The following is a 21329-nucleotide window of genomic DNA, read 5'->3' as shown; positions in this document are numbered from 1 at the left end:
TTGTGAGAGATTAGTTTACTTTTAGGGTGAAAGTCAGGGTTGTATTTCCTACAGCCAAGTTCGGCACCGTCCACTGCTGGGTTGTGGCATTATACGTTCCTGATGCTGGTGATACGGTCAGCAGTGAGGCTGCGGGCTCTGGCATAGGAACTGATACAACCACGTTGGTAGCGGTTAGGGGGCCTGCGTTGGTGAGCGTAACGATGTAGGTAAGTTGTTCGCCCTGCGCGCCTGTTTTTGAGGTTGGAGGAGCAATGCTCACGCTTAGATTGGCCTGCGGTGCTGCTGCTGTAATGGTTACATTGACAGCCGTAGTAGCGGTTCCTGCCCCCGAATAACAGTTTGAAGCTGCATCAAAAAAAGCCGCATATACCGTTCCTGAAGTAGCGTAAGCCGTTGGATTCGCAATCTTGTTGGCCGTGGTTGCAGGCGTACCAGTATGCCATGTCAGCGTCGTACTTGCAGGTAAATTAGAAGCAGTAATCGTTGAAAGGTTCACCGAGCCCGAACCCGAAATTGAGGTGCTGCTTAGGGTAGGAGAATTTTCACCCGCCACACAACTAAAATAAGTACAAGGATCGGTTGGGGCAAACACGACAAGCTTGGCCAATGAATGGTAGAGGTTAGCAAAGAACTTGTCAGTATTGCTTGTGATTGCCGCCCCCGTTGTTAATCCACCCAATTCGGTAATTAAATCTACATCGGCTAGGTAAATGTCGTTGGTAGATTTATCAACCACTCCCGTTGTTCTCTTGTTTGGACTTGCAGCATCTTGCACAATGATACAAGCAGAAGCTGGAAGAGCAGAATACGAACCTTGGTATCCCCCCCCTTGGTTGAACCCGACCACACTTCCGAATGGGCCACTGATAACGGCCTCCCCCAGAGTTGTTAAGGCATTGGGATTTGTATTTCCTGAAACACCTGTGTAGCCCGACACCAACACCCCTGCATAGTTTTGGAACGCCAAAATCACGTTACTTTTTGAAGCGGCATTCCAGCTAATAAGCTCGGTTTTTTCGGCAGTAGTATATGCACCCACTGTTCCTCCTGCGTCGTTATTATCAATTCCTAAATCTACAATTTGACAACCTGCGGCTTCAAGCCCTGTTTTTGTGAATGCTACCGTAAATGGGACTATTTTAAAGGTAAATGTAGAAGTCCCAGTTAGGCTAAAGTTTGCTACATTCAACAGTTTATCGGCGGCGTTTGTCCTTTGCGCTCCCCCAATACCGTAGTCTTTCCCTGTTTTATAACACACTGTAATCGTTCGCTTAAGCGGTGGAATTTCGCGGTATTTGACTTCACTTACACCTGGGTTTGAGCTGGCCAGCACGTTTTTAGGCACATCGACAATCCCGTTGACATCGGCATAAGTATCGGCGGTTTCGGAGCCACTATCAAGGCCGTTTACCCCTGACACGTTATTAAAAGTTAACCCTGACTCTACTTTATCTAAATCTAAATCTCCGTCTGAGTCGGTATCCAAAAAGTCTTCGCAGCCATCGGCATCGGTATCCAGCGGTGTCAATCCACCCAAGTATGCGGAATTTACGCCATTATTGGTTGTATAAGTAGCAGCGTTATCCACGTTTGAGGCAACGTAAGTCAAGGTAGATTGGGCTTCTACGTTATCAGGAATCCCGTCGTTGTCTGAGTCCAGATCAAGGCTATTGGCAATGCCATCTCCGTCAAAATCACACACACCTTGAACGGCAGTGTTAACAAACAATTCATTGATCCAAGGGGTAGAACGAGACGTACCCGAAACCCCATACAAACGATACGATTTATATGCCGTGGTATTGGCAGGGAAGGCAAACGTTTCGGCATCATCACAAGTCCCATACACACAAGCCGCTGTCGTAGCCGTACGCGTGGAAGAAATAATATCCGTCCAGTTAGTACCATCATTACTTCCTTGGACTTTCATCACCGCCCCGTTAGAAAAAAGGTACGCTCCTACGGCCAGTTCGATTCCTTTCAATAAAGTTGGTTTAACAAAGTCAACCCTAACGTAGGTTTTTCCTGCCACTGTTTGGGCTGTTCCAGTATAGTAGAAAGAGTTATTCGCCACATTTCCATCCAATAGTACATTAATATTTCCTGTAACAGCAGCATCTGTTGATACTTTTAATTTACCTTTATTAGTAAGGTCTGTATTATAATTCACCGCCCCACAGTAGGCATCTTCTACCGTATCTAAGATACCGTCGTTATCATCGTCCAAATCTACTTTATTGCCCAATCCGTCACCGTCGGTATCCACAAAAGGTACTACGCCAGGATCTACAATTGTTTCTGTTATGTCACAGGTAATAGCTGTATTGGTAATTGTCAAAGAAACATTACCTCCACCAGCCGAACCCGGTTGAAGCTTAAAGTTGGTAGTTGTCCCATAAGTACCTGTAGTTGGTGTCACCGAACCACTCGAAACAGCCACTGAATACGTACCAGTCCCCCCCTGAGGGTTGAGTTTAAAGGTAATTTCATCATCAGCAGTTGTACTGGTATTCGCTCCGTAGGTACAACTAATATCTGACAAACCTGACGTTAAAACTGGGCTTCCGAAGTAAAGCTCGTTGGTCCAGCTATTAGCTGTTGTCCCCGAAATACCATAAACGCGATATTGCAAATAGGGCGTTGTATTTCCCGTAATTGGAAATTTTCGGGAGTTACCAGATGCCCCATAAGCGGGAGCGGTTGCGGTTGATGAAAACGTTTGCGTCCCCGTCAAATCTGTCCAGGTTGACCCATTATTACTTCCTTCAATCCGATACGTTGCACCGTTATTGAGAGGGGTATTAACAACAATTTCAATTCCATCAAGAATCGCCGCCGAGGAAAATACAAATTTATATACCTCTTTGTTGGCAATGGCCTGACTCGCTTGAAACCAAAAACCATTGGTGGCGGCGTCACCATCTCTAAGCGCAGCAAGGTTTCCTCCACCAGTATTTAACCCCGAAGTGATGGTGATACCCGTTTTATTGGCCGCTAAGTTCCAATCTTTGTAGCAATCAGGATTGGCTACCATCGGAGCGGCTTTTTTAGGGGAAGAATTGGCATAGGAAACCAATGACCAGCCCATCCCCAAACACGCCACCAGCATTACCTGCATGACATGTAAGAATCTTTTGTCGCTGTTTTTGAGTAAAGCATGGGTTCTCATAACATTTTTTTGAATTAAAACGGTTTATAATGCACTTCTTTACAATGTCAGATAAAATGAATCAATCGGCTATTGGGTCTTTTTTGTAATGCTTGTTGTTTTGCCTGACGATACGCTGTTTGTTCTCCTCGAAATTTTCGGAGCAACGCCAATTGTTCCTCTACGGGAGCCATTAGGCGCGGCGGTTCGTCGTATTTGATGGCACTTTGGAGACTTAATGCTTCTTTCCAAGCCGCCTCGTTGAAGGGTTGGGTTTTGTCCATGTTGTCCACCCAGCCCGCCAATTCGTAGCGCATCATATTCATAATATCGTAGGTTTCATTGATGCTCTTAAACTCGGCGGTCGCCTGCTTTGTCGCTCCTTGTTGCTCGTATTGCTGCATCAACTGGCTCAGTTCCATGCCGTATTGGTTGGCTTCTTGGAGTCGCTGCTGACGCACTGCCTGCATTCCTAGGCAATACAAACGCAGGGTTTGATAATAATTTGTCACCAATGAATACTGAATCGGGCGCTGCGAATCGTTAAGAAGCGTTTCGAGGTACGTCACTGCTTTTTGCCATTCTCCAAAACGTATATGAACCCACGCGGGTAAAACTTTACCTTCATAGTACAGCATCATTGCAGCGCCTTCGTTGATAGGTTGCATTTCAAGGGTTATATTAGTAAGCGAAGAAGCCGTTTCAAGCGCCCCTTTTTCGTCACCTGCTTCGGCTTGGGCTACCGCTAAAAAGTGAAGATTATGTACGTAGTTTTGATTGGCCGAAAAGGGAATCTTTTCTGAAACATGGTAGTCGGTTTCTTGTTTTTTTGCTTTGGCATAAGCGCTTATTGCTTTTTCATAACTTCCCTTCAAATAGTATAAATGCCCTGGCATGTGCGTAATGTGCGGGGCATTGGGGGCTATTTTTACCATTTGTTCGGCAACAGGGATGGCTTTCGCAAATTCTTGGCGCAGCTCCATAACGTGAATATAGTAGTGCATCAATGCCACATTTTCGGGAAACCGACGCAGCGATTTTTCGAGCAATTGAATGGCTTCTTGTTGGCTTTCCTCTTTTTCATGTTGACGCAGTATAATCGACGCCCAGGCAATGGCTTCGGGTTCGTCGGGATAAGTTTGGTATAGTTTTCTAAAAACTTGTAGTGTTGTTTCGGTTAATCCTTGTTTTACAAGTACCTCTGCCGCCTTGATAAAATCTTTTTCTACGGAAGAAACCGTCCCAGACAATGCCTTCGCTTTCTCGATAGCTTCTTGCCAAACGCTTTTATCATCTCCCCCAAACCCTGGCTGACAAAGCGCTATTCCCCAATATCCCATGGCACAATTAGGGTCATTTTCTACCACTTGCTGAAAAGCCCGATAGGCTTCGAGGTGCCAAAAACCGTGTAAATGATTGAGCCCTTGGTCAAACCATCGTTGGGCTTCTTTGTTTTTGGTCGTAATTTCTAAATGGCTATTTCCTATTCCCGTTCTAAAGACTGGTTTTTTTATGTCTTTCAGTATATTTTTTGAGACAATCCCTACAGTGCACAACGGAATACTATTTTCAACACTAAGAATATCCCTTTTCGCTGTTTCATTACTTTTTTGACACGCTCCAATTCCTCCTAAGATAACATAGGGTAGGATAAATTTAACCAAAAACGACTTTAAGTGACATTCGTACAGCTGAAGGACAATATCAACAGAGGTATATACTATCATTGGATTGACACAACATTGAGTATAGATTTATATGTTTGCCAAAATCAATAAACGTGCCAAAATAATACCCACAACACCCAAATAGCATTTCATAATATCCTATTTCTCTTTTTTGGTGTACAATAAACAAGATAAAAATGCCTTATGTAACACAAATAAGTATATACAAAACAATCATAAACCACTGTTAATCAATTGATTACTTAAAACAAACACATGCTTCATAATACAAAAACACAAATCATAAAAAACTAAGTTGGTATATTCAAAATTTTATTCATTTGGCCTTATGTGATATTCATCACGTACAAACACGCCGTTCTGCATTATCTTTGCTACATAAAAACATTCACATGTCATGGACTCGAAACAACAATCATTCAAAGACATCATTAGCGGAGATACGCCAGTAGTTGTAGATTTTTTTGCCGAATGGTGTGGGCCTTGCAAAATGATGGCACCCATTCTCAAAGATTTTGCCAGCCAAATGGGCGACCGCGTGCGGGTACTCAAAATTGATGTCGATAAAAATCCCGCCGCTGCCCAAGCCTACCGTATCCAAAGTGTACCTACGCTTGTAGTGTTTCAGAAGGGCGAAGTAGTGTGGCGTCAGTCGGGCGTAGTGCAGAAAAAACAATTGGAGCACGTTGTAAATCAACTGCCACGTACGTATGCACAGTAATTGCAGAAATTTATTGGCTAAACCTTCTAAACTCGATTAATATGAAACCTAACATGGGCGGCACAGACCGCATAATTCGCCTTATTGTAGCCGCCATTGTGGCTGTTTTATATTTCACTGGCACGCTTACAGGAACCCTTGGCATTGTTGCACTGGTAGTGTCTGCAATTTTTGTACTGACCAGTTTAGTGAGTTTCTGTCCGCTTTATACGCTCATTGGGCTAAACACTTGCCCAGTGAAGAAATAGCGTTTTGTCATTTTTATCCTCTGAGCAATCAAAAACCACTCAGAGGATTTTTTTACAACAATTAACATCGTATATTTGCGATATAAAATAAATAACATGGCTATCAACCGAAAATTAGATTTTGCTGCCGACGAAATTGCCTTAGCCGATTTTGCAAAAGCGATTGCGCATCCTGCTCGCATTGCGATTCTGAAAATACTCTCCCAACAAAAAAGCTGCATTTGTGGGGAAATCGTAGAAGGCTTACCACTAGCCCAAGCGACCGTTTCGCAGCACTTAAAAGAACTCAAAGCCATTGGGCTTATCAAAGGCACTATTGAAGGAAAAACTTCTTGCTATTGCATTGACTGGGAAGTTTTTAACCAATTTATAACCCGCTTTGGCGTTTTTGCAGATTTGTCGCAAAATGCTTCGTGTCAGTCTCAATCATGCTGTTAATTCCAGTGACTAACAAACCATCTGTATGGCTCAAAAAAAACTCTCATTTTTAGACAATTACCTCACCCTTTGGATATTTCTGGCCATGCTCATTGGTGTGGGTATCGGCTATTTTTTTCCCGAATCCGAGGCATTTATCAATAGTTTCAACGTCGGCACTACCAATGTACCACTGGCCATTGGCCTCATTTTGATGATGTACCCACCCTTGGCCAAAGTGCGTTACGAAGAACTTCCCAAAGTGTTTTCCAACACCAAAATTCTAGCGTTGTCACTGATACAAAACTGGATTATTGGTCCATTGTTGATGTTTGGTTTGGCGGTTATTTTCTTACCCGATAAGCCCGAATACATGACGGGACTGATTATGATTGGAATAGCTCGCTGTATTGCGATGGTCATCGTTTGGAACGACCTCGCAAATGGCGACCGCCTCTACGCCGCAGGGTTAGTAGCGTTCAATAGTATCTTTCAGGTGCTTTTTTACTCAATCTATGCTTGGGTATTCATTACGGTTTTACCTCCTTTGTTTGGATTAAAAGGTTACGAAGTTCATATCACTATCGGAGAAGTTGCACAGAGCGTATTTATCTACCTTGGCATTCCGTTTTTGCTGGGCATTATTTCTCGTTATGTGCTCACAGCACTAAAAGGACGTGAATGGTTTGAGCAGGTGAATTTACCCAAAATCAGCCCAATTACGCTGATTGCTCTGTTGCTCACAATTGTAGTGATGTTTAGCTTAAAAGGCCAGTTGATTGTACAAATTCCACTGGATGTAATCAGAATTGCGATTCCGCTTACTTTCTATTTTGGCATCATGTTTTTATCCGCTTTTTACCTTTCCAAACGAGCAGGCGCCAATTACGCTAAATCCACTTCGTTGGCTTTTACAGCGGCGGGCAACAACTTTGAGTTGGGCATTGCCGTAGCGATTGCAGTCTTTGGCATCAACTCAGGGGCTGCATTTGCCGCTGTGGTTGGGCCATTGATAGAAGTACCCGTTTTAATATTATTCGTGAATTACGCCCTCAAACAAACCCACAAATTTCACCCATGAATTCCCAGCTAAGCACTTATTTTGAATCCCTCAATCTCAACGAAGTTGCCACCGAACGCCAAGCTGTTTTGCAACCTTTGGCAGATTATATCAAGGCAAAAATAAAGAGCCAGCAACCTATCAATCTGACCTTTATCTGTACCCACAATTCTCGTCGGAGCCATTTGGGGCAAGTGTGGGCGCAGGTAGCAGCGTCCTATTTTGGGGTTATGAACGTCCACTGTTTTTCGGGAGGAACTGAAACCACGGCTTGCAATCCTCGTACTATCGCAGCATTAGAGCGGGCAGGTTTGCGAATTTCCAAAACTGCGGATACTGATAACCCGACCTACGAAATCAGCTACGACGAAGCGTCTGTTCCCATCATCGCCTTCTCCAAAGTCTATGACCAAGCGCCTAATCCAAGCAGTGCATTTGCGGCCATTATGACCTGCGACCACGCCGAGGCCAATTGTCCGTACATTCCAGGAGCTGAAAAACGCTTACCGATTATGTACATCGACCCCAAAGTATCAGACGATACGCCCGAAGAAACCGCTACCTATGACGCCCGCTGTCGGCAGATTGCGACGGAAATGAAATGGGTGTTTGGGCAGCTATAAACAAGATTTGAACCCTAGGTCAGACGATAGTCAGACCGACGATGACCTAATAGCCAGACTGACGACAATTAGACCAAATACTTCGAGTCTGACTATCGTCTGACCTCACCACTCACACCAGAATGACCCATCATACAGTGAATAATCTTATCGACGAGGTCAGACGATAGTCAGGCCAAAAGTGACCTACTAATAGTCAGACCGACGATAATTGGACCAAATACTTCGAGTCTGACTATCGTCTGACTCTCACCACTCACACCAGAATGACCCATCATACAGTGAATAATCTTATTGACGAGGTCAGACGATAGTCAGGCCAAAAGTGATATACTCCGAGTCTGACTATCGTCTGACTCTTCCCACTCACACCAGAATGACCCATCATACAGTGAATAATCCTATCGACGAGGTCAGACGACAGTCAGACCAAAAGTGACCTACTAATAGTCAGACCGACAATAATTGGACTATATAATCCGAGTCTGACTATCGTCTGACTCTCACCACTCACACCAGAATGACCCATCATACAGTGAATAATCTTATTGACGAGGTCAGACGATAGTCAGGCCAAAAGTGATATACTCCGAGTCTGACTATCGTCTGACTCTCACCACTCACACCAGAATGGCCCATCATACAGTGAATAATCCTATCGACGAGGTCAGACGACAGTCAGACCAAAAGTGACCTACTAATAGTCAGACCGACAATAATTGGACTATATAATCCGAGTCTGACTATCGTCTGACTCTTGCCACTCAAACTACCCTAGCCAGAGTGACTTATAAAACAAGTAATAGTCTGAATTTGACCAAATTTCAACTATTCACTGTATGCAAGTTTTAGCCGAACGCCTGTATCATGTATATAACCAAGGGAACAACCAAGAAATCATTTTTCACACCAAAGATGACTATGTCCAATTTCTTAAACACGTCAGAGAAAAGGTATTTCCCCATTGTGAAATAGTAGCCTATTGTTTAATGCCCAACTACTTTCACTTTTTAATCAATACGACTCAAAAATCAATAGAACCTGTTAAACTAGGACAACTGACCAGCACAGTTTTAAATAATAGTTTCAGGTTGTTACTCAGCGGATATGCCAACGAATTTAACAAGAAATACCACAGAACAGGCTCTTTATTTCGCCAAAAAACGAAATTCAAAAACTTGGAAAGCGAAAGTGATAAGCCAAGCAACAATTACCCTTTCGTATGTTTTCATTATATACATCAGAATCCATTCGTGGCCAACCTTTGCACCAAAATAGAGGATTGGGAGTTCAGTTCGTTTAGGGATTATTTAGGGTTACGAAGCGGCACTTTGGTTAGCAAACAATCCGCGTTTGATTTAATTGGTATTCAGCAAGATAGCTTTTATAAGGAGTCCTACCAAGTAATCACTGAGTCGAAAATCAAGTATTTATACGATATGTAGGTCCGACGACAGTCAGACCGATTGTGTTATGCTTGAGCAGCGGTCTGGCTATCGTCTGACCTGAGCCACATTAAACACCTACAACCATGGCCGCTTTTTTCTTTGGTCTTGTTATGCTACATTTGGTAGCGGGCTTCGGCTGGGTATTGTATAAAATTGCATTTCAAAAAAAGACACTAACTGACCTTCTCCTATGAAATCGGTACTTACTGCGGGACTCATTTTTATTATGGCTATTATTGGCACGGCCTTTCAGCCGAGTTCGCAGGCTCCCATTGATTACCGAAAACTGGGCGATTCTCTCAGCCTCCAAGCCCAACAAGTACTTGTGCGTAACTTATTAGGAGCGATTCAAAAAGGAGGCTCCGACTACGCCGTCGATTTTTGTAGCGAACGAGCCATGCCCCTGACCGATTCATTGTCGAAGAAATACAAAGTTCGTATTCAGCGGATTTCGGTCAAAAATCGTAATCCCAAAAATGCGGCATCACTCTTTGAACGCAAATTATTGGAATCATTTGCTTCGGCCAATTCTCCCAAAGATACCCTCCTCCAAACTCCCAAAGGCGCTATTTACTACAAACCGATTCGGGTAGCGATGCCCACTTGCCTCCAATGCCACGGTAACCCCAAATCGGACATTAATTCAGCAACACTTTCTACCATCAAGGAAAAATACCGTTTCGACAAAGCCACAGGCTATGCCCTCAACGACCTCCGTGGCGCTTGGAAATTGTCGTTTGAAGAATAACACTTCCCCTTTTTCTCCCTACCGTTTACTCAATATGTGGAATATTCACCACAATTTTACCCATAACACTGCGTTTTGGGCTAGGAATGGCTTTTTTGATATTCTTGGCATACAAACACGATTGAAACCTCATTTATACAAAACATGAAACAACGCTGTACTTGCTTTAATTAAGTTACACCAAACAATCAATTACAATCATGGAAAACAATCAGCAAGGAAAAAGCCCTTTTGCGTGGGTAGCGCTAATCATCATGACTTTAGCGACAGGTACGTTTGGCATCTTGTTTTACAATCAAAAACAAGAAACGGAGTCGAAAGAGGTAACCATCGTCCAAAAAGCCAAAGAATTGGCCTTCACTCAGACCAAATTGGATTCGGTGTCGCGTAGTTTGGACATCAAGATTGCCGAAGTGCAACAATTGGGCGGAAACGTAGAGGAATTGATGAAAGTAAAAGCGAAGTTGGAAGCTGATAAACTAGCGTTGCGTAAAAATGCAAAATTTGAAGTAGCTAAATACAACGCTAAAATCAAGGAATACGAGCAGTTTTTGGCCGATAAAGACGTGGAAATTGCGAAGCTAAAAGAAGAAAACGGTTTGTTATCGGTTGAAAATCAATCTTTAGCCAGTGAAAACACGAACTTAAAAACGGAGAAAGAAACACTTACACAAGCCAAAATGCAGCTAACAGATTCGGTAACAGCTTATTCTAGCAAAAACCGTGAACTTAGCCAGAAAGTAGCAATCGGGGCGGCACTTAAAGCCGAAAATATCAAAGTGTTGGCCGTTTCACCAAAAGGTAAAGTTCGCACCGACGACACCTATCGCTCGAAGCGAGTTGACAAGTTGAAATTACAATTTACGCTTCCTCCTAACCCATTGACAGAGACGAACGAAAAAGAAATTTATGTTCGTGTGCTCGACCCCGAAGGAGCCGTTATCACCGACGAAGCAATGGGCTCAGGGAAGTTTAACTGGCAAGGTCAAGACATGATGTTTACTACCAAAGACCGCGTGGCTTATCAAAACACGAATCAAACTGTTGAAATGATGTACGATAATCCACAACGCCTACGCCCAGGAAAATACAACGTTGAAGTTTATGCTGAAGGTTTCAGAATCGGAAGCAGCCAGTTTACCATCAAGTAAGATGGCTTAGACCAAGAAATCCCTTTCATATATACACAATGCCCAATTACCCAAATGCGGTCAGGTACTTACCCGACCGCATTTTTGTTTTTAAGCACTAGGCGCTTTATCGTTTTGTGCTCGGGCAAACAGCTCGTTGACACTTATTTCAAAATCTGGCAAAACAGGGTTAGCCGAACAAATATCATCTTCCAGGCAAATTTTCACATTACGACGAGAGGTATATACATACACTACTTCTTGCTCAGGAATAACATTCCAAACCACTTTCACACCCGCTTTGAAATATTCCGTTAGCTTTTCTTCTACTCGATAAAGTTGGTCTGATTCAGACACCACTTCGATAACAAACTCTGGAATGACATCGTTACCCTCGCGCCCTTGATATACTTGTGCTCTAGTAAAATAAGCAATATCTGGTCTTCTCATTTGAATACTATTAAGCATTACATCAGGTTCGGCAATGAAAACGCCTTTTTGATAGTAGCCTTTATTGATAAATAGTAAATTCAAAATATCGTAGATGTAATACTGCCTTTTTTTCATTCCTGTAAATTGAATTAGTTCCCCGTCATACCACTCATACTTTAGGCCATCGTTGGGCTCCCACTCCTGAAACTCCGCAAGCGTCCGAGGCAATACTGGATTATTTTGTGTAGTCTGCACCATGGTTGTGATTTCTTTTTTCAAATATAAAACATTTGCTGGTGATTCTGACAATGCTTATCAAGCGACGATTCGGTTTTGAGAAACCGAGTACGCAGGTTTTGAGAAACCTGCAGCACCGTGTACACCGTGTGGGAGGTTTCTCAAAACCTCCCCGAAAGAGATACACAAACCTCCCCGAAAGAGACACAGCAAACCTACCATACAACAAACCCTCGCTAGTGGATACTAACGAGGGTTTGTCAATAAATTCTCAGAACAACTACTAGGCTATTTCTGCCAAGTCAACCTTCTTTGCTTTCTTTTTCTTGCGTCCACTGAAACGCTCTTTTATACGGTCAACGACTAAGTAAGTCCCTGGCACGATGAAAAGTGTTAAAATGAGAGAGCTGGTCAACCCTCCGATAATGACCCATGCCATCCCGTTTTTGGTTTCGGCACCTGCACCGCTTGCCAAGGCAATCGGCAACATCCCGAACACCATCGCGAGCGTCGTCATCAAAATGGGCCGCATCCGTTCTTTCCCTGCTTCAATCAACGCATGAACGACATCATAACCTTGTTCTTTGAGGTGATTGGTGAAATCGACAATCAAAATGGCGTTTTTGGCCACCAAACCTAGCAACATAATCATCCCTACAATGGAGAACACCGTCAAACTTTCCATCGTAAGAGCCAAAGCCAACAACGCCCCAATCAACGCCACGGGAATAGAGAACAACACCACAAACGGATACACCACGCTTTCGTATAAGCCTACCATGACGAAATACACCAACAAAATCGCAATCCCGAGGGCTAAGCCAAGGCTTCCAAAGGCATCAGATTGTTGTTGCATTTGCCCCAAATATTCTACCGAAACGCCATCGGGGAGTTTTACTTCGTTCATCTTTTTCTGAATGTCAGCTCCTACCGTACCTACAGGTCGGCCAACTACTTGGGCATTGATGGTAATCGACGAAAGACGATTGATACGCTCCAATACGCTCTCGCCCGATTGTTCTTGCACCTGCGCAAACTGCGATAGCTCAAATGTTTTTCCTTGGTTATTGACAAACAACAGATGGCTTACATCATTCAGGCGTGAGCGGTCAAACTGGTCGAGACTGACTAAAATATCGTATTCATTTCCGTTTTGCTTGAATTTGGCACGGTCGTTTCCTCTAAACGAGTTTTGTAACGCCATCCCTACGTCAGTCGCACTGATACCCAACTGCGCCATTTTTTCGCGGTCAAGTTTTACCGTTACTTCTGGTTTTGGATCTTTTACCGAGAATTTTACGTCTTGCGTACCAGGCACTGATTTTACAATCTCCAACGACTGCGCCGCTGTCTTACGGATGGTTTCGAGGTTCGTGCCTTTAATTGCAATCTGAATCGGCGCTTGCGACGCTCCTACGATACTCGCAGGACTTACAGTCACTTTGATACCTGGCAGTTCCAACAATTCGTGTTTGAGCATTTGCCCAAATTTCTCCGTAGAAAGCGTCCGCTGTTTTTTATCCACCAACTTGATATTCAACTCAGCAATGTTACTATTGGACGACGCCCCAAAGTTGGTACTTGTGTAACCTACGTTGGTAAAGACGTTGGTCACTTCGGGGTGTTTCATAATCATCTGCTCCGCTTTTTGCGACAACTCGTTAGTTTGGTAAATCGAGGCGGTTGGTGCTAGTTCCAATTGAATATTCATCTCTCCTTGGTCACTTTGTGGCATAAATGCCGCTCCAATAAAGCCCGCTGGTACTAGATAGATGGTTCCTACTAACATCCCCAAAATAGCCAAGTACATCCAACGTTTATGACCCAGCACCCATTTCAAGAAATAGACATAAACCGCCGTAAGGCTATCAATAAATCGTTCAAAACCTAGGTTGAGTTTTCCCCACAAACTGTCTGGATTCAAAGTTTCGAGTTTCCCAAAACGTGATACCAACAACGGGGTCAGCGTAAATGAAACCACCAAACTCATCAAGGTCGAGAACACCACCACGAGCGAGAACTCACGCAAAATATTACCAATCAATCCGCCCGTCAAGGCCAACGGTACAAACACCACCACGTCCACCAAAGTAATGGCCAAGGCCGTGAAACCAATCTCACTCCGACCATCGAGGGCCGCGGTGCGTTTGTCTTTGCCCATTTCGAGGTGTCGGTTGATGTTTTCCAACACCACAATTGAGTCATCGACCAAAATACCTACCACCAACGAAAGCGCCATCAAAGTCATCAGGTTGAGTGAAAACCCTGCTAGGTACATCAGCAAAAACGTTGGCAAAATCGAAGAAGGCAGTGCGACCAAGACAAACAACGACGAACGGAAACTGTGTAAAAACAACAACATCACAACTGATACGATAAGAATCGCCAAAAATAAGTCATCGACTACCGCGTGAGCTGATGCAAGGGTATAGACCGACTGGTCGGAAGCAATGTTAAATTTTAGGTGAGACTTAGCATATTGCTTTTCCAACACTTCCATTTTCTTACGCGCCAACTCACTTACGGACACAGCATTGGCATCCGACTGTTTACTAATCTGAATACCAATCGACGGTTTGGCGTTGATGTGGTTGATGGCCGTTGGTTTGGCCGTCGCATCCACTACTTCGGCAATATCCCGCAATAAAATTTCACTACCGTTGGTGCGGCGCGCTACTACTAAGTCGCGCAAGCGGGAAGTGGTTTCGAGGGTAGCATCAAAACGAATGGCATACTGTGCCGTACGGGTTTCGAGCTGGCCCGCTGGGTAACTGGTGTTGGCGTTATTGATGGCTTGCGAAACTTGTACAATCGACACCCCATAAGCTCGCAATTTATCACTGTCCACGTTGACCTGAATCTGGCGTTTATTTCCCCCAACAACGTTTACCTGACCTACCCCTGGTACGTTGGCCAACTGTGGTTTCAACTCATCATCAATCAAATCGTACAATTCGGTGGGTGACAAATCGGCCGTCACCCCCATACGTAACACGGGAATTTCGTCGGTCGAAAACTTATTCACAATCGGGCGGTCGGCCTCGTCGGGAAGTAAGTTAATAATTTGCTCAATCTTACGCTGAGCATCTTGCTGCGCCAAGGTGGTGTTTACCCCATTTTTCAACTGAATCGTCACCAACGATACGCCTTGTTGCGACGTCGAAGTCATGCGATCCAATCCTTCTAACGACGACAAAGCGTCTTCGATACGTTTCGTTACGTTGGTTTCTACCTCGTCGGCCGAAGCCCCAATGTAGGTAGTTGCCACGCTAATAACGTTGGCTTCAAACTTGGGCAACAAATTATATGACAACTGTTTATAGCCCAACACCCCGAATAAAATCAGGACGATAAAAACAGTAGTGACCAATAAAGGTCGTTTGACGGCTATTTCGGTAATTGACATAGTTGTATTTTTTTAATGTCGAGGGTAGAGTGCAGAATGTCAAATTTAATGTCGAGTGTCGAGTGCAAAATGTCGAATAGAAATTCATAATTCGACAATCTCCATTATGCTCTCGACACTATTTTTACTAGGACTCATTCGACGTTCTGCACTCTACATTCGACACTTTATCTATTTAGTTATCTGCACATTGCGCCCTTCGCTGAGGTTCAATTGACCTGTAACGACCACCACATCACCTGTTTCAAGGCCACCGAGCACCTCAATGTTATCGCCCAATTCACGTCCTACTTTGATGATGCGTTGGTGCGCTACGTTGTTGTTAATCACATAAACGTACGGGTTCTTCAAACTTTCTACCAACGCCAAACGCGGAATAAGCAACGCCCGCTGATTTGATTTTTGGGAGAAATCAACGTTCACAAATGTCCCCGCCTTCAATCCCGCAGGATTAAGGATGGTAATTTCGACGGGATAATTGTGTTCGTTGCTTCCTTGCGGTGCGATATAGCTAATTTTACCCGTCAACACTTTATCAGGGAAAATATCCGTAGTGACTTTGACCACCTGCCCAATTTTCAATTGGTACACATCACTTTCATTGACTTGGACGTCCACTTTCAAACGCGCTACGTCCAAAATCGTCCCCACAACTGCACCTGCACCTACAAACTCCCCTGGTTCGATGTCTTTTTTCACGATTCGGCCGCTAATGGGAGCTTTGATAGTCGCATCTGCAATTTGCTTTTTAATCTGTTCGGCCTGATTCAAGGCATTTTCGTAGTTAAACTTTACTTCGTTGAGTTGAATTTCGGTCGTTGCATTACCTGCCAACAAGGTTGTATAACGCTCCACATCCTTCTTGAGTTTGTTGATAGTCAACTGCGTCGATTCGAGCGATAATTCTTTCAATTTGTTATCCAGCTGCACCAAAGCGGCCCCTTGGCTTACTTGCGAACCCAATTCAAAGTTTACGTTGGTAACGCGCCCTGCGGTCATGGCCGTAATAGCGGCTTCCTTAAACGGCACCAAGTTTCCCGTTTTAATCAATTGTTGCGACACCTCTCCTTCGGCTACCTTACTGACAGTCACAGGAATAGGCGTATTATTATTGGTGGTTGGTAATGCTTTTTGGGCATCAATTTTCTTTTTATTGGCCGTCAATCGAAATGCAATCAGTGACGCAGCGACTACCAAAACCAGAGCGACGATTAATGATGACTTCTTCATGTCTAGAGTTGATTATAGAAAGTTAGCAACGTTCCTTGCGACTGTTCGAGGTCGAGGCGTGCTTGGTAAAAATTAATGAGTGAGTTAATATAATTCGATTGAGATTGACGGTACGAGTTGTCGGCATTGATGAGGTCGGTCAACGACTTGGTACCTTGTTTGTACTGCAACGTCACGACGTTATAAACTTCTTGTGCTTGCTTTACTGTACGCTCATCGTTTTGAATGCTTGTACTTGCTTTTTGAATTTGGGTCTGGGCATTGTTAAACTGCAACCCAAACGCCGCGACGTTCATCCGCAATTGCTCTTCTTGGGTCAAAATTGTAAGGCGCTGTTGTTTGTATTGCGCATCTCGCTGAAAACCGTCGAAAATCGGTACGTTCAAACGTAAACCCACACTCCCGAAGCCTGTAAAACTGCGAAATCCATCGGCAAATTGATTGCCCAATGCCATCGTACCATAGCTGGCCGTAAAGTTCAACGTAGGTTGATAACCCGCTTTAATTCGCTGCAATTGAAGCTTTTGAAGCTCCAAGTTGGTCGCCGCTTTTTGGTACGACACCAAGCCTGGGGCATTAAATTGACTGATGTCAGCTTGCGGAGTTTGGCGCAATAGCAATGAATCCGACACGTTTACCTCTTGGTCTTGCGTAAGCCCCATTTGGTACTTGAGGCGGTTTAAGGCCAACGCCAAATTGCTCTCACTCAATGCCAACTGTGAACGCGTATTGTTATAAGTTACCTCCGTATTGGTCACATCAATGGCTTGAATCACGCCATTGTCACGCTGTAACCGCAAGACATTCAACACTTTTTCGGTACGGTCTAGGTTGTCTTTCAACAACGCTATCTGCTGTTTCACAATAAATACTTGGTAGTAATTACTGGCGATGTTATAAATAATCTCCTCTTTCGTTTGGCGCATCGACAAATCAGCCAATTTCTGGTTGGGCTCCGCCGCTTTTAAACCAAGCAAAGCCGCTTTATCATAAATGGTCTGGGTCAATTGCGCCGAAGCTACAGTTTGATACTTCGAACCCAGTGAAATCCGCTTGGGTTCGGGACCTGCAAAACCCGCTGGAAGGAGCGTGCTTTGGAGTTTGAGGTTATCGGTAAAATTTCCCGTCGCCGATACTTGCGGCAGATACGTGCCCAAGGCTTGCCGAGCTTGCTCGTTGGCCGTCTCTTGTTGGTACTGAGCGATTCGCACCGAACCAAAATGCTGAAGGCCGTAGTCGAGGCAAGCTTTCAACGACCACGTTTGCTGCGCGAAGCTCGGTAGCGACGCCGACAGCAGAAGCGTTAAAAAGACTGCGATTTTTTTCATGGTTGTACTTTACTAAGAAAAATTATAAGTTGATATATCAACTAATTGGATAAAAAATTTAAAATTCAATGGTCGAAGCTATTTTTTGCAAAAGCTTCATCAAGGTTTCTACCTCTTCTTGCGTAAGTTTTCCTGTTACTTCTTGATTGATAACCGCTGCCAAATCTGCAATTTTATCCACGGCAAATTTCCCTGCGGGCGTCAGGTGGATAAGGTTACGACGGCGGTCAACATCGTCGCTCACAATTCGGATATAACCGTCTCTCTCTAACGTACGAATCGAGCGTTGAATCGCCGATTTATCCTTCTGGAGCAAATTGGCAATGTCTTGCTGAGAAAGAGGCTCATCTGCCGCATAACGAACCAAAAACAGAATCGGGAACTGTTCAATTTGAATGGACAACCCCGTCTGTCCCAACTCACGATTGACTTTTCGCACAAATAAGTGCGATACGTGGTTGATGTTGAAGGTGAGATACTGGCCCAAATGTTTCCAGATGTTTTCCTTAATATGTATGCTTTGATTAGATTCCATGCTGCAAATGTAAATATAGTTGACATATCAACCAAATAATTTCAAAAAAAGTTGATGAGTGGTTAAAAATCAAGAATGACCGCTGGATAAATTTTGACAAATAGTACCTTTTGCCATGACCAAGTACGGTGACTATCTATTATTTTTAATGGTTTTTCATTTTTAGCGTATGCTCAATCCCATCAAAATCATCCTAGTAGATGACCACCAAATCATTGTAGATGGTTTGCGGTTTTTGTTTTCATCGCTCGACAATGTAGAAGTAGCAGCGACCTTTACCGATAGTCGCCAAGTTATACCCTATTTACAACTACACGAAGTAGATCTTTTGGTAGCTGATTTACACATGCCCCATCTGACAGGCATTGATTTAACGTTGCAAGCCCGTCAACTGTTTCCTCGGCTCAAAGTACTTTTGTTGACTATGGCCGAAGACGCTGCCCATATTCGTGAAGCCATCAAAGCAGGTGTACACGGATATCTTCTCAAAAAAACGAGCAAGCGAGAATTAGAGCAGGCACTACAAACGATTTTGGCAGGCAAACGTTACTACAGCAACGATGTAATTGAAGAGTTAGCCAGTGCTTCGACCGATGACCTCAACGATTTAACTCCCCATACCATTCAACCGCTTACAGGACGTGAGGTAGAAATTTTGAAACTGATTTCGGAAGAACAAACGACCGCCGAAATCGCTGATAAACTTTGTATAAGTATTCCTACTGTAGAGTTTCATCGACGTAGTTTAATGATAAAGCTCAATGCCAAAAACGTTGTTGGCCTAGTCAAATACGCGATGAAACACGGTTTAATTTAAAACTACAATGGCAATCGCAGCAAGTGTGTTGTTCCTAGCGAGGTATTCCCCAATACTTTCCAAGTTCCGTCTAAAGCTTTTACTCGCTCGGCAATATTCCTCAAGCCTTTTCCTTCAATGTTTGGCGATGACATTCCTTTTCCGTTGTCCACAACCCTAAGATGTAACTCGGCCCCTGTTATTTCAAAAACAAGTTGGGCTTCTGTAGCCTCGGCGTGTTTGAGAATATTATTGATGAGTTCGAGGCAAATGCTATACAGCTCAAACTCCATTCTCGATGTTAACCGTTGTTGTTGTTCAGGAAGAGTAAGCAAAAACGTTATCGACGTAGTTCGGTTTAGTTTACGTACAAGTTGTTCGAGGGCTTTCCAAATTCCTTGTTTTTCTAACTCTTCGGGGAAGAGATTATGAGACAGCAATCGAACTTGGTTGTATGCCTGCTCAATGGTGGACTGGACGTGCCGATACACTTCTTGTTCGGTAGGTTCCAGTTTTGTTTGATTGATGGCTTCGATACTCCAACGCAAGGCCGACAACGTACTTCCGAGATTATCGTGCAAGTCGGCGGCTACTCGTTTTCGCTCCTGCGTTTGTCCTTCGAGCAAGGCTGCTTGAAGCGCTTTATTTTGGCGGCGGAGAAGAAAGTTACGGTAGTAAACAAATGAAAGAAAAACAACCAGCGCAATCAAGGACGCTATCGCGAGCATTTTCTGCTGCTGCTTCTCTTGCTCTTGTGCAAGTAGTCGAGCTCGCTCTAGGCGACGTTGTTCTACTTCTATCACCTCCACCCGTTGTACTTTTTCATGCTTAAATAAACTATCCTTAATCATCACGGCGAGGTCTTGGTATTTTAGGGCGCTGTCTGCTTGACGACGTATCTTATAGACTCGTGATAAAGCATAGCTCGACTCCCATAAACCCCGAGGGAAGTTTGATTCGACGGCGACCTGGATTCCTTCTTTGGCACAGTAATAACTTGAATCAATTTTTCCCATTCGACTATACAAATTAGCCGTTTCTGCACAGACGACACTTAACGTTTTTTTATTGTTTTGTTGAAGGCACGTCTCTATACCACGGCGGTACCAACCGATTGCGGCTGAAAAACGACCCAAGCGTTCTAACGCTTTTGCATACGTCATATAGATGTATCCCAGCTCATGTTTTACTTGGTGGAACTCTGCTTCTTTTACCGCTCCTTTGGCAAAGTATAAAGCCGAATCCAATTGATTAAGCCCTTCATAGGCATTACTCAAATGTGCTTGCTCATAATGAGTTCCTTGACGAGTGAACTCTTTAAATTTTTTGGCAATGTACAAGTAGGTTTTGGCTTTCTGAAAGTCACCTAAAGTAACGTACAAATACCCAATAGCTCGGTGGCAATCTTCTCCTAACAAATCACGAAGTTGATAACGCTTTTTAAGTTCTAGCGCTCTAAAATAAAAGTCTAACGCCTTGGCATAATCACCTCTATTAATATAGCTGTTGCCAATCTGTAAAGTAATTTTAGCCTCAAGGCGGTGGGTTTGAAAACGGACTGCCAGCAGGAGAGCCTCCATACGACACCTCAAGCTACTATCTATCTGATAACCGTCGTACTGATCGGCCATTTCTTGCAAAATTTTAAGTAGCAAATTATCCTCTGAATACGGGTTTAATCCATAAAAATTCAACTCTCGGCACAGAGCCAAAGCCTTCTTATAATGGGTCAACGCAAGGGTATGGCTTTGAGACTTATAACCTTGCCCTAGAGCGTACAACGCCATCGCTTCCGCTTTTTTAGAGGATATGTTTTTGGCTTCCTGCAATGCCATTTGGGCAATAACCAAACACGAGTCTGACCGTTGGTTATTGGCATACACTTCGGCCAAACGGGCCATTGCAAAAGTTTTTTGTTCGCCTTTTTGTGACAAAGTAATGATTTTTTTGAGGCTGTCAATCGTAGTTACTTGTCCTGAGCATTCAAGCAACAGCAGCCAAAAGAGGCAAAAAAAAGTAATGGGTCGAAACATACAAAGGCTAAAAAATCATGGTTTTCCTTAGCAAAACCTATGGAAAACCATGGGGAATTGCACAAGCTACTTACACTACTTTTGCATTGGTACACTTA

Annotated in this window: 17 protein-coding genes; 9 read left to right on the top strand and 8 right to left on the bottom strand. The window is 43.8% G+C overall.

The features are described 5' to 3' along the window. Nucleotides 1–10: 10 nt before the first annotated feature. Together AC23P2_RS21195 and AC23P2_RS21190 are read right to left on the bottom strand one after the other, a co-directional pair. Nucleotides 11–3172 carry a hypothetical protein gene (locus AC23P2_RS21195; protein ID WP_487775055.1) on the bottom strand — a complete coding sequence of 1054 codons (3162 nt, stop codon included), beginning with the start codon at nt 3170–3172 and terminating at the stop codon, nt 11–13. Nucleotides 3173–3219: 47 nt separating this feature from the next. Continuing rightward, nucleotides 3220–4878: a tetratricopeptide repeat protein gene (locus AC23P2_RS21190; protein ID WP_487775054.1), complete on the bottom strand. Its 1659-nt coding sequence runs from the start codon at nt 4876–4878 to the stop codon at nt 3220–3222. A 358-nt stretch (nt 4879–5236) separates the two neighbouring features. Between AC23P2_RS21190 and trxA the strand changes: the two genes are divergently transcribed. The 8 genes from trxA to AC23P2_RS21150 all read left to right on the top strand — a co-directional run bounded on the left by trxA (nt 5237) and on the right by AC23P2_RS21150 (nt 11255). After that, nucleotides 5237–5560, top strand: a complete 324-nt coding sequence (gene trxA / locus AC23P2_RS21185) for a thioredoxin (RefSeq protein WP_183971506.1) — start codon at nt 5237–5239, stop codon at nt 5558–5560. Between the two features lie 41 nt (nt 5561–5601). Then, entirely contained in the window at nt 5602–5808 is a 207-nt protein-coding gene (locus tag AC23P2_RS21180) for a YgaP family membrane protein (protein WP_487775053.1), read from the top strand. 96 nt (nt 5809–5904) lie between these two features. Beyond that, a complete protein-coding gene (locus AC23P2_RS21175) occupies nt 5905–6246 on the top strand; it encodes an ArsR/SmtB family transcription factor (RefSeq protein ID WP_487775052.1) in 342 nt (113 codons plus the stop codon). A gap of 25 nt (nt 6247–6271) precedes the next feature. Beyond that, a complete protein-coding gene (gene arsB, locus AC23P2_RS21170; RefSeq protein WP_487775051.1) occupies nt 6272–7306 on the top strand; it encodes an ACR3 family arsenite efflux transporter in 1035 nt (344 codons plus the stop codon). Then, nucleotides 7303–7908: an arsenate-mycothiol transferase ArsC gene (locus AC23P2_RS21165; RefSeq protein WP_487775050.1), complete on the top strand. Its 606-nt coding sequence runs from the start codon at nt 7303–7305 to the stop codon at nt 7906–7908. Before arsB ends, AC23P2_RS21165 begins: the two co-directional genes overlap by 4 nt. An 839-nt stretch (nt 7909–8747) precedes the next feature. Next, the gene (locus AC23P2_RS21160) at nt 8748–9353 is read left to right on the top strand and encodes a transposase (protein ID WP_487775049.1); all 606 of its coding nucleotides are present in this window, start codon (nt 8748–8750) and stop codon (nt 9351–9353) included. Nucleotides 9354–9546: 193 nt separating this feature from the next. Then, nucleotides 9547–10104 carry a Tll0287-like domain-containing protein gene (locus AC23P2_RS21155; protein ID WP_487775048.1) on the top strand — a complete coding sequence of 186 codons (558 nt, stop codon included), beginning with the start codon at nt 9547–9549 and terminating at the stop codon, nt 10102–10104. Between the two features lie 200 nt (nt 10105–10304). Continuing rightward, entirely contained in the window at nt 10305–11255 is a 951-nt protein-coding gene (locus AC23P2_RS21150) for a hypothetical protein (protein ID WP_487775047.1), read from the top strand. Nucleotides 11256–11345: 90 nt separating this feature from the next. Here the strand turns inward: AC23P2_RS21150 and AC23P2_RS21145 are convergent, their stop codons facing one another. The 5 genes from AC23P2_RS21145 to AC23P2_RS21125 form a co-directional block, all read right to left on the bottom strand. Next, nucleotides 11346–11924 carry a Uma2 family endonuclease gene (locus AC23P2_RS21145; RefSeq protein ID WP_487775046.1) on the bottom strand — a complete coding sequence of 193 codons (579 nt, stop codon included), beginning with the start codon at nt 11922–11924 and terminating at the stop codon, nt 11346–11348. 262 nt (nt 11925–12186) lie between these two features. Beyond that, on the bottom strand, nt 12187–15309 hold the full coding sequence (locus AC23P2_RS21140; protein WP_487775045.1) for an efflux RND transporter permease subunit: 3123 nt from the start codon (nt 15307–15309) through the stop codon (nt 12187–12189). Nucleotides 15310–15480: 171 nt separating this feature from the next. Then, nucleotides 15481–16539 carry an efflux RND transporter periplasmic adaptor subunit gene (locus tag AC23P2_RS21135; protein WP_487775044.1) on the bottom strand — a complete coding sequence of 353 codons (1059 nt, stop codon included), beginning with the start codon at nt 16537–16539 and terminating at the stop codon, nt 15481–15483. A 2-nt stretch (nt 16540–16541) separates the two neighbouring features. Beyond that, a complete protein-coding gene (locus tag AC23P2_RS21130; RefSeq protein ID WP_487775043.1) occupies nt 16542–17867 on the bottom strand; it encodes a TolC family protein in 1326 nt (441 codons plus the stop codon). Nucleotides 17868–17925: 58 nt separating this feature from the next. Then, nucleotides 17926–18402: a MarR family winged helix-turn-helix transcriptional regulator gene (locus AC23P2_RS21125; RefSeq protein WP_487775042.1), complete on the bottom strand. Its 477-nt coding sequence runs from the start codon at nt 18400–18402 to the stop codon at nt 17926–17928. A 169-nt stretch (nt 18403–18571) separates the two neighbouring features. Between AC23P2_RS21125 and AC23P2_RS21120 the strand changes: the two genes are divergently transcribed. Next, nucleotides 18572–19219, top strand: coding sequence for a response regulator (locus AC23P2_RS21120; RefSeq protein ID WP_487775041.1), 648 nt, complete (start codon nt 18572–18574; stop codon nt 19217–19219). 2 nt (nt 19220–19221) lie between these two features. Here the strand turns inward: AC23P2_RS21120 and AC23P2_RS21115 are convergent, their stop codons facing one another. Further along, nucleotides 19222–21231 carry a tetratricopeptide repeat-containing sensor histidine kinase gene (locus tag AC23P2_RS21115; RefSeq protein ID WP_487775040.1) on the bottom strand — a complete coding sequence of 670 codons (2010 nt, stop codon included), beginning with the start codon at nt 21229–21231 and terminating at the stop codon, nt 19222–19224. Nucleotides 21232–21329 lie beyond the last annotated feature (98 nt).

The organism is Runella sp. R0.1_18 (genome assembly GCF_057652155.1).
The sequence above is the reverse complement of the archived record's forward strand: the minus strand, read 5'-3'. Positions and strand labels throughout refer to the sequence as shown.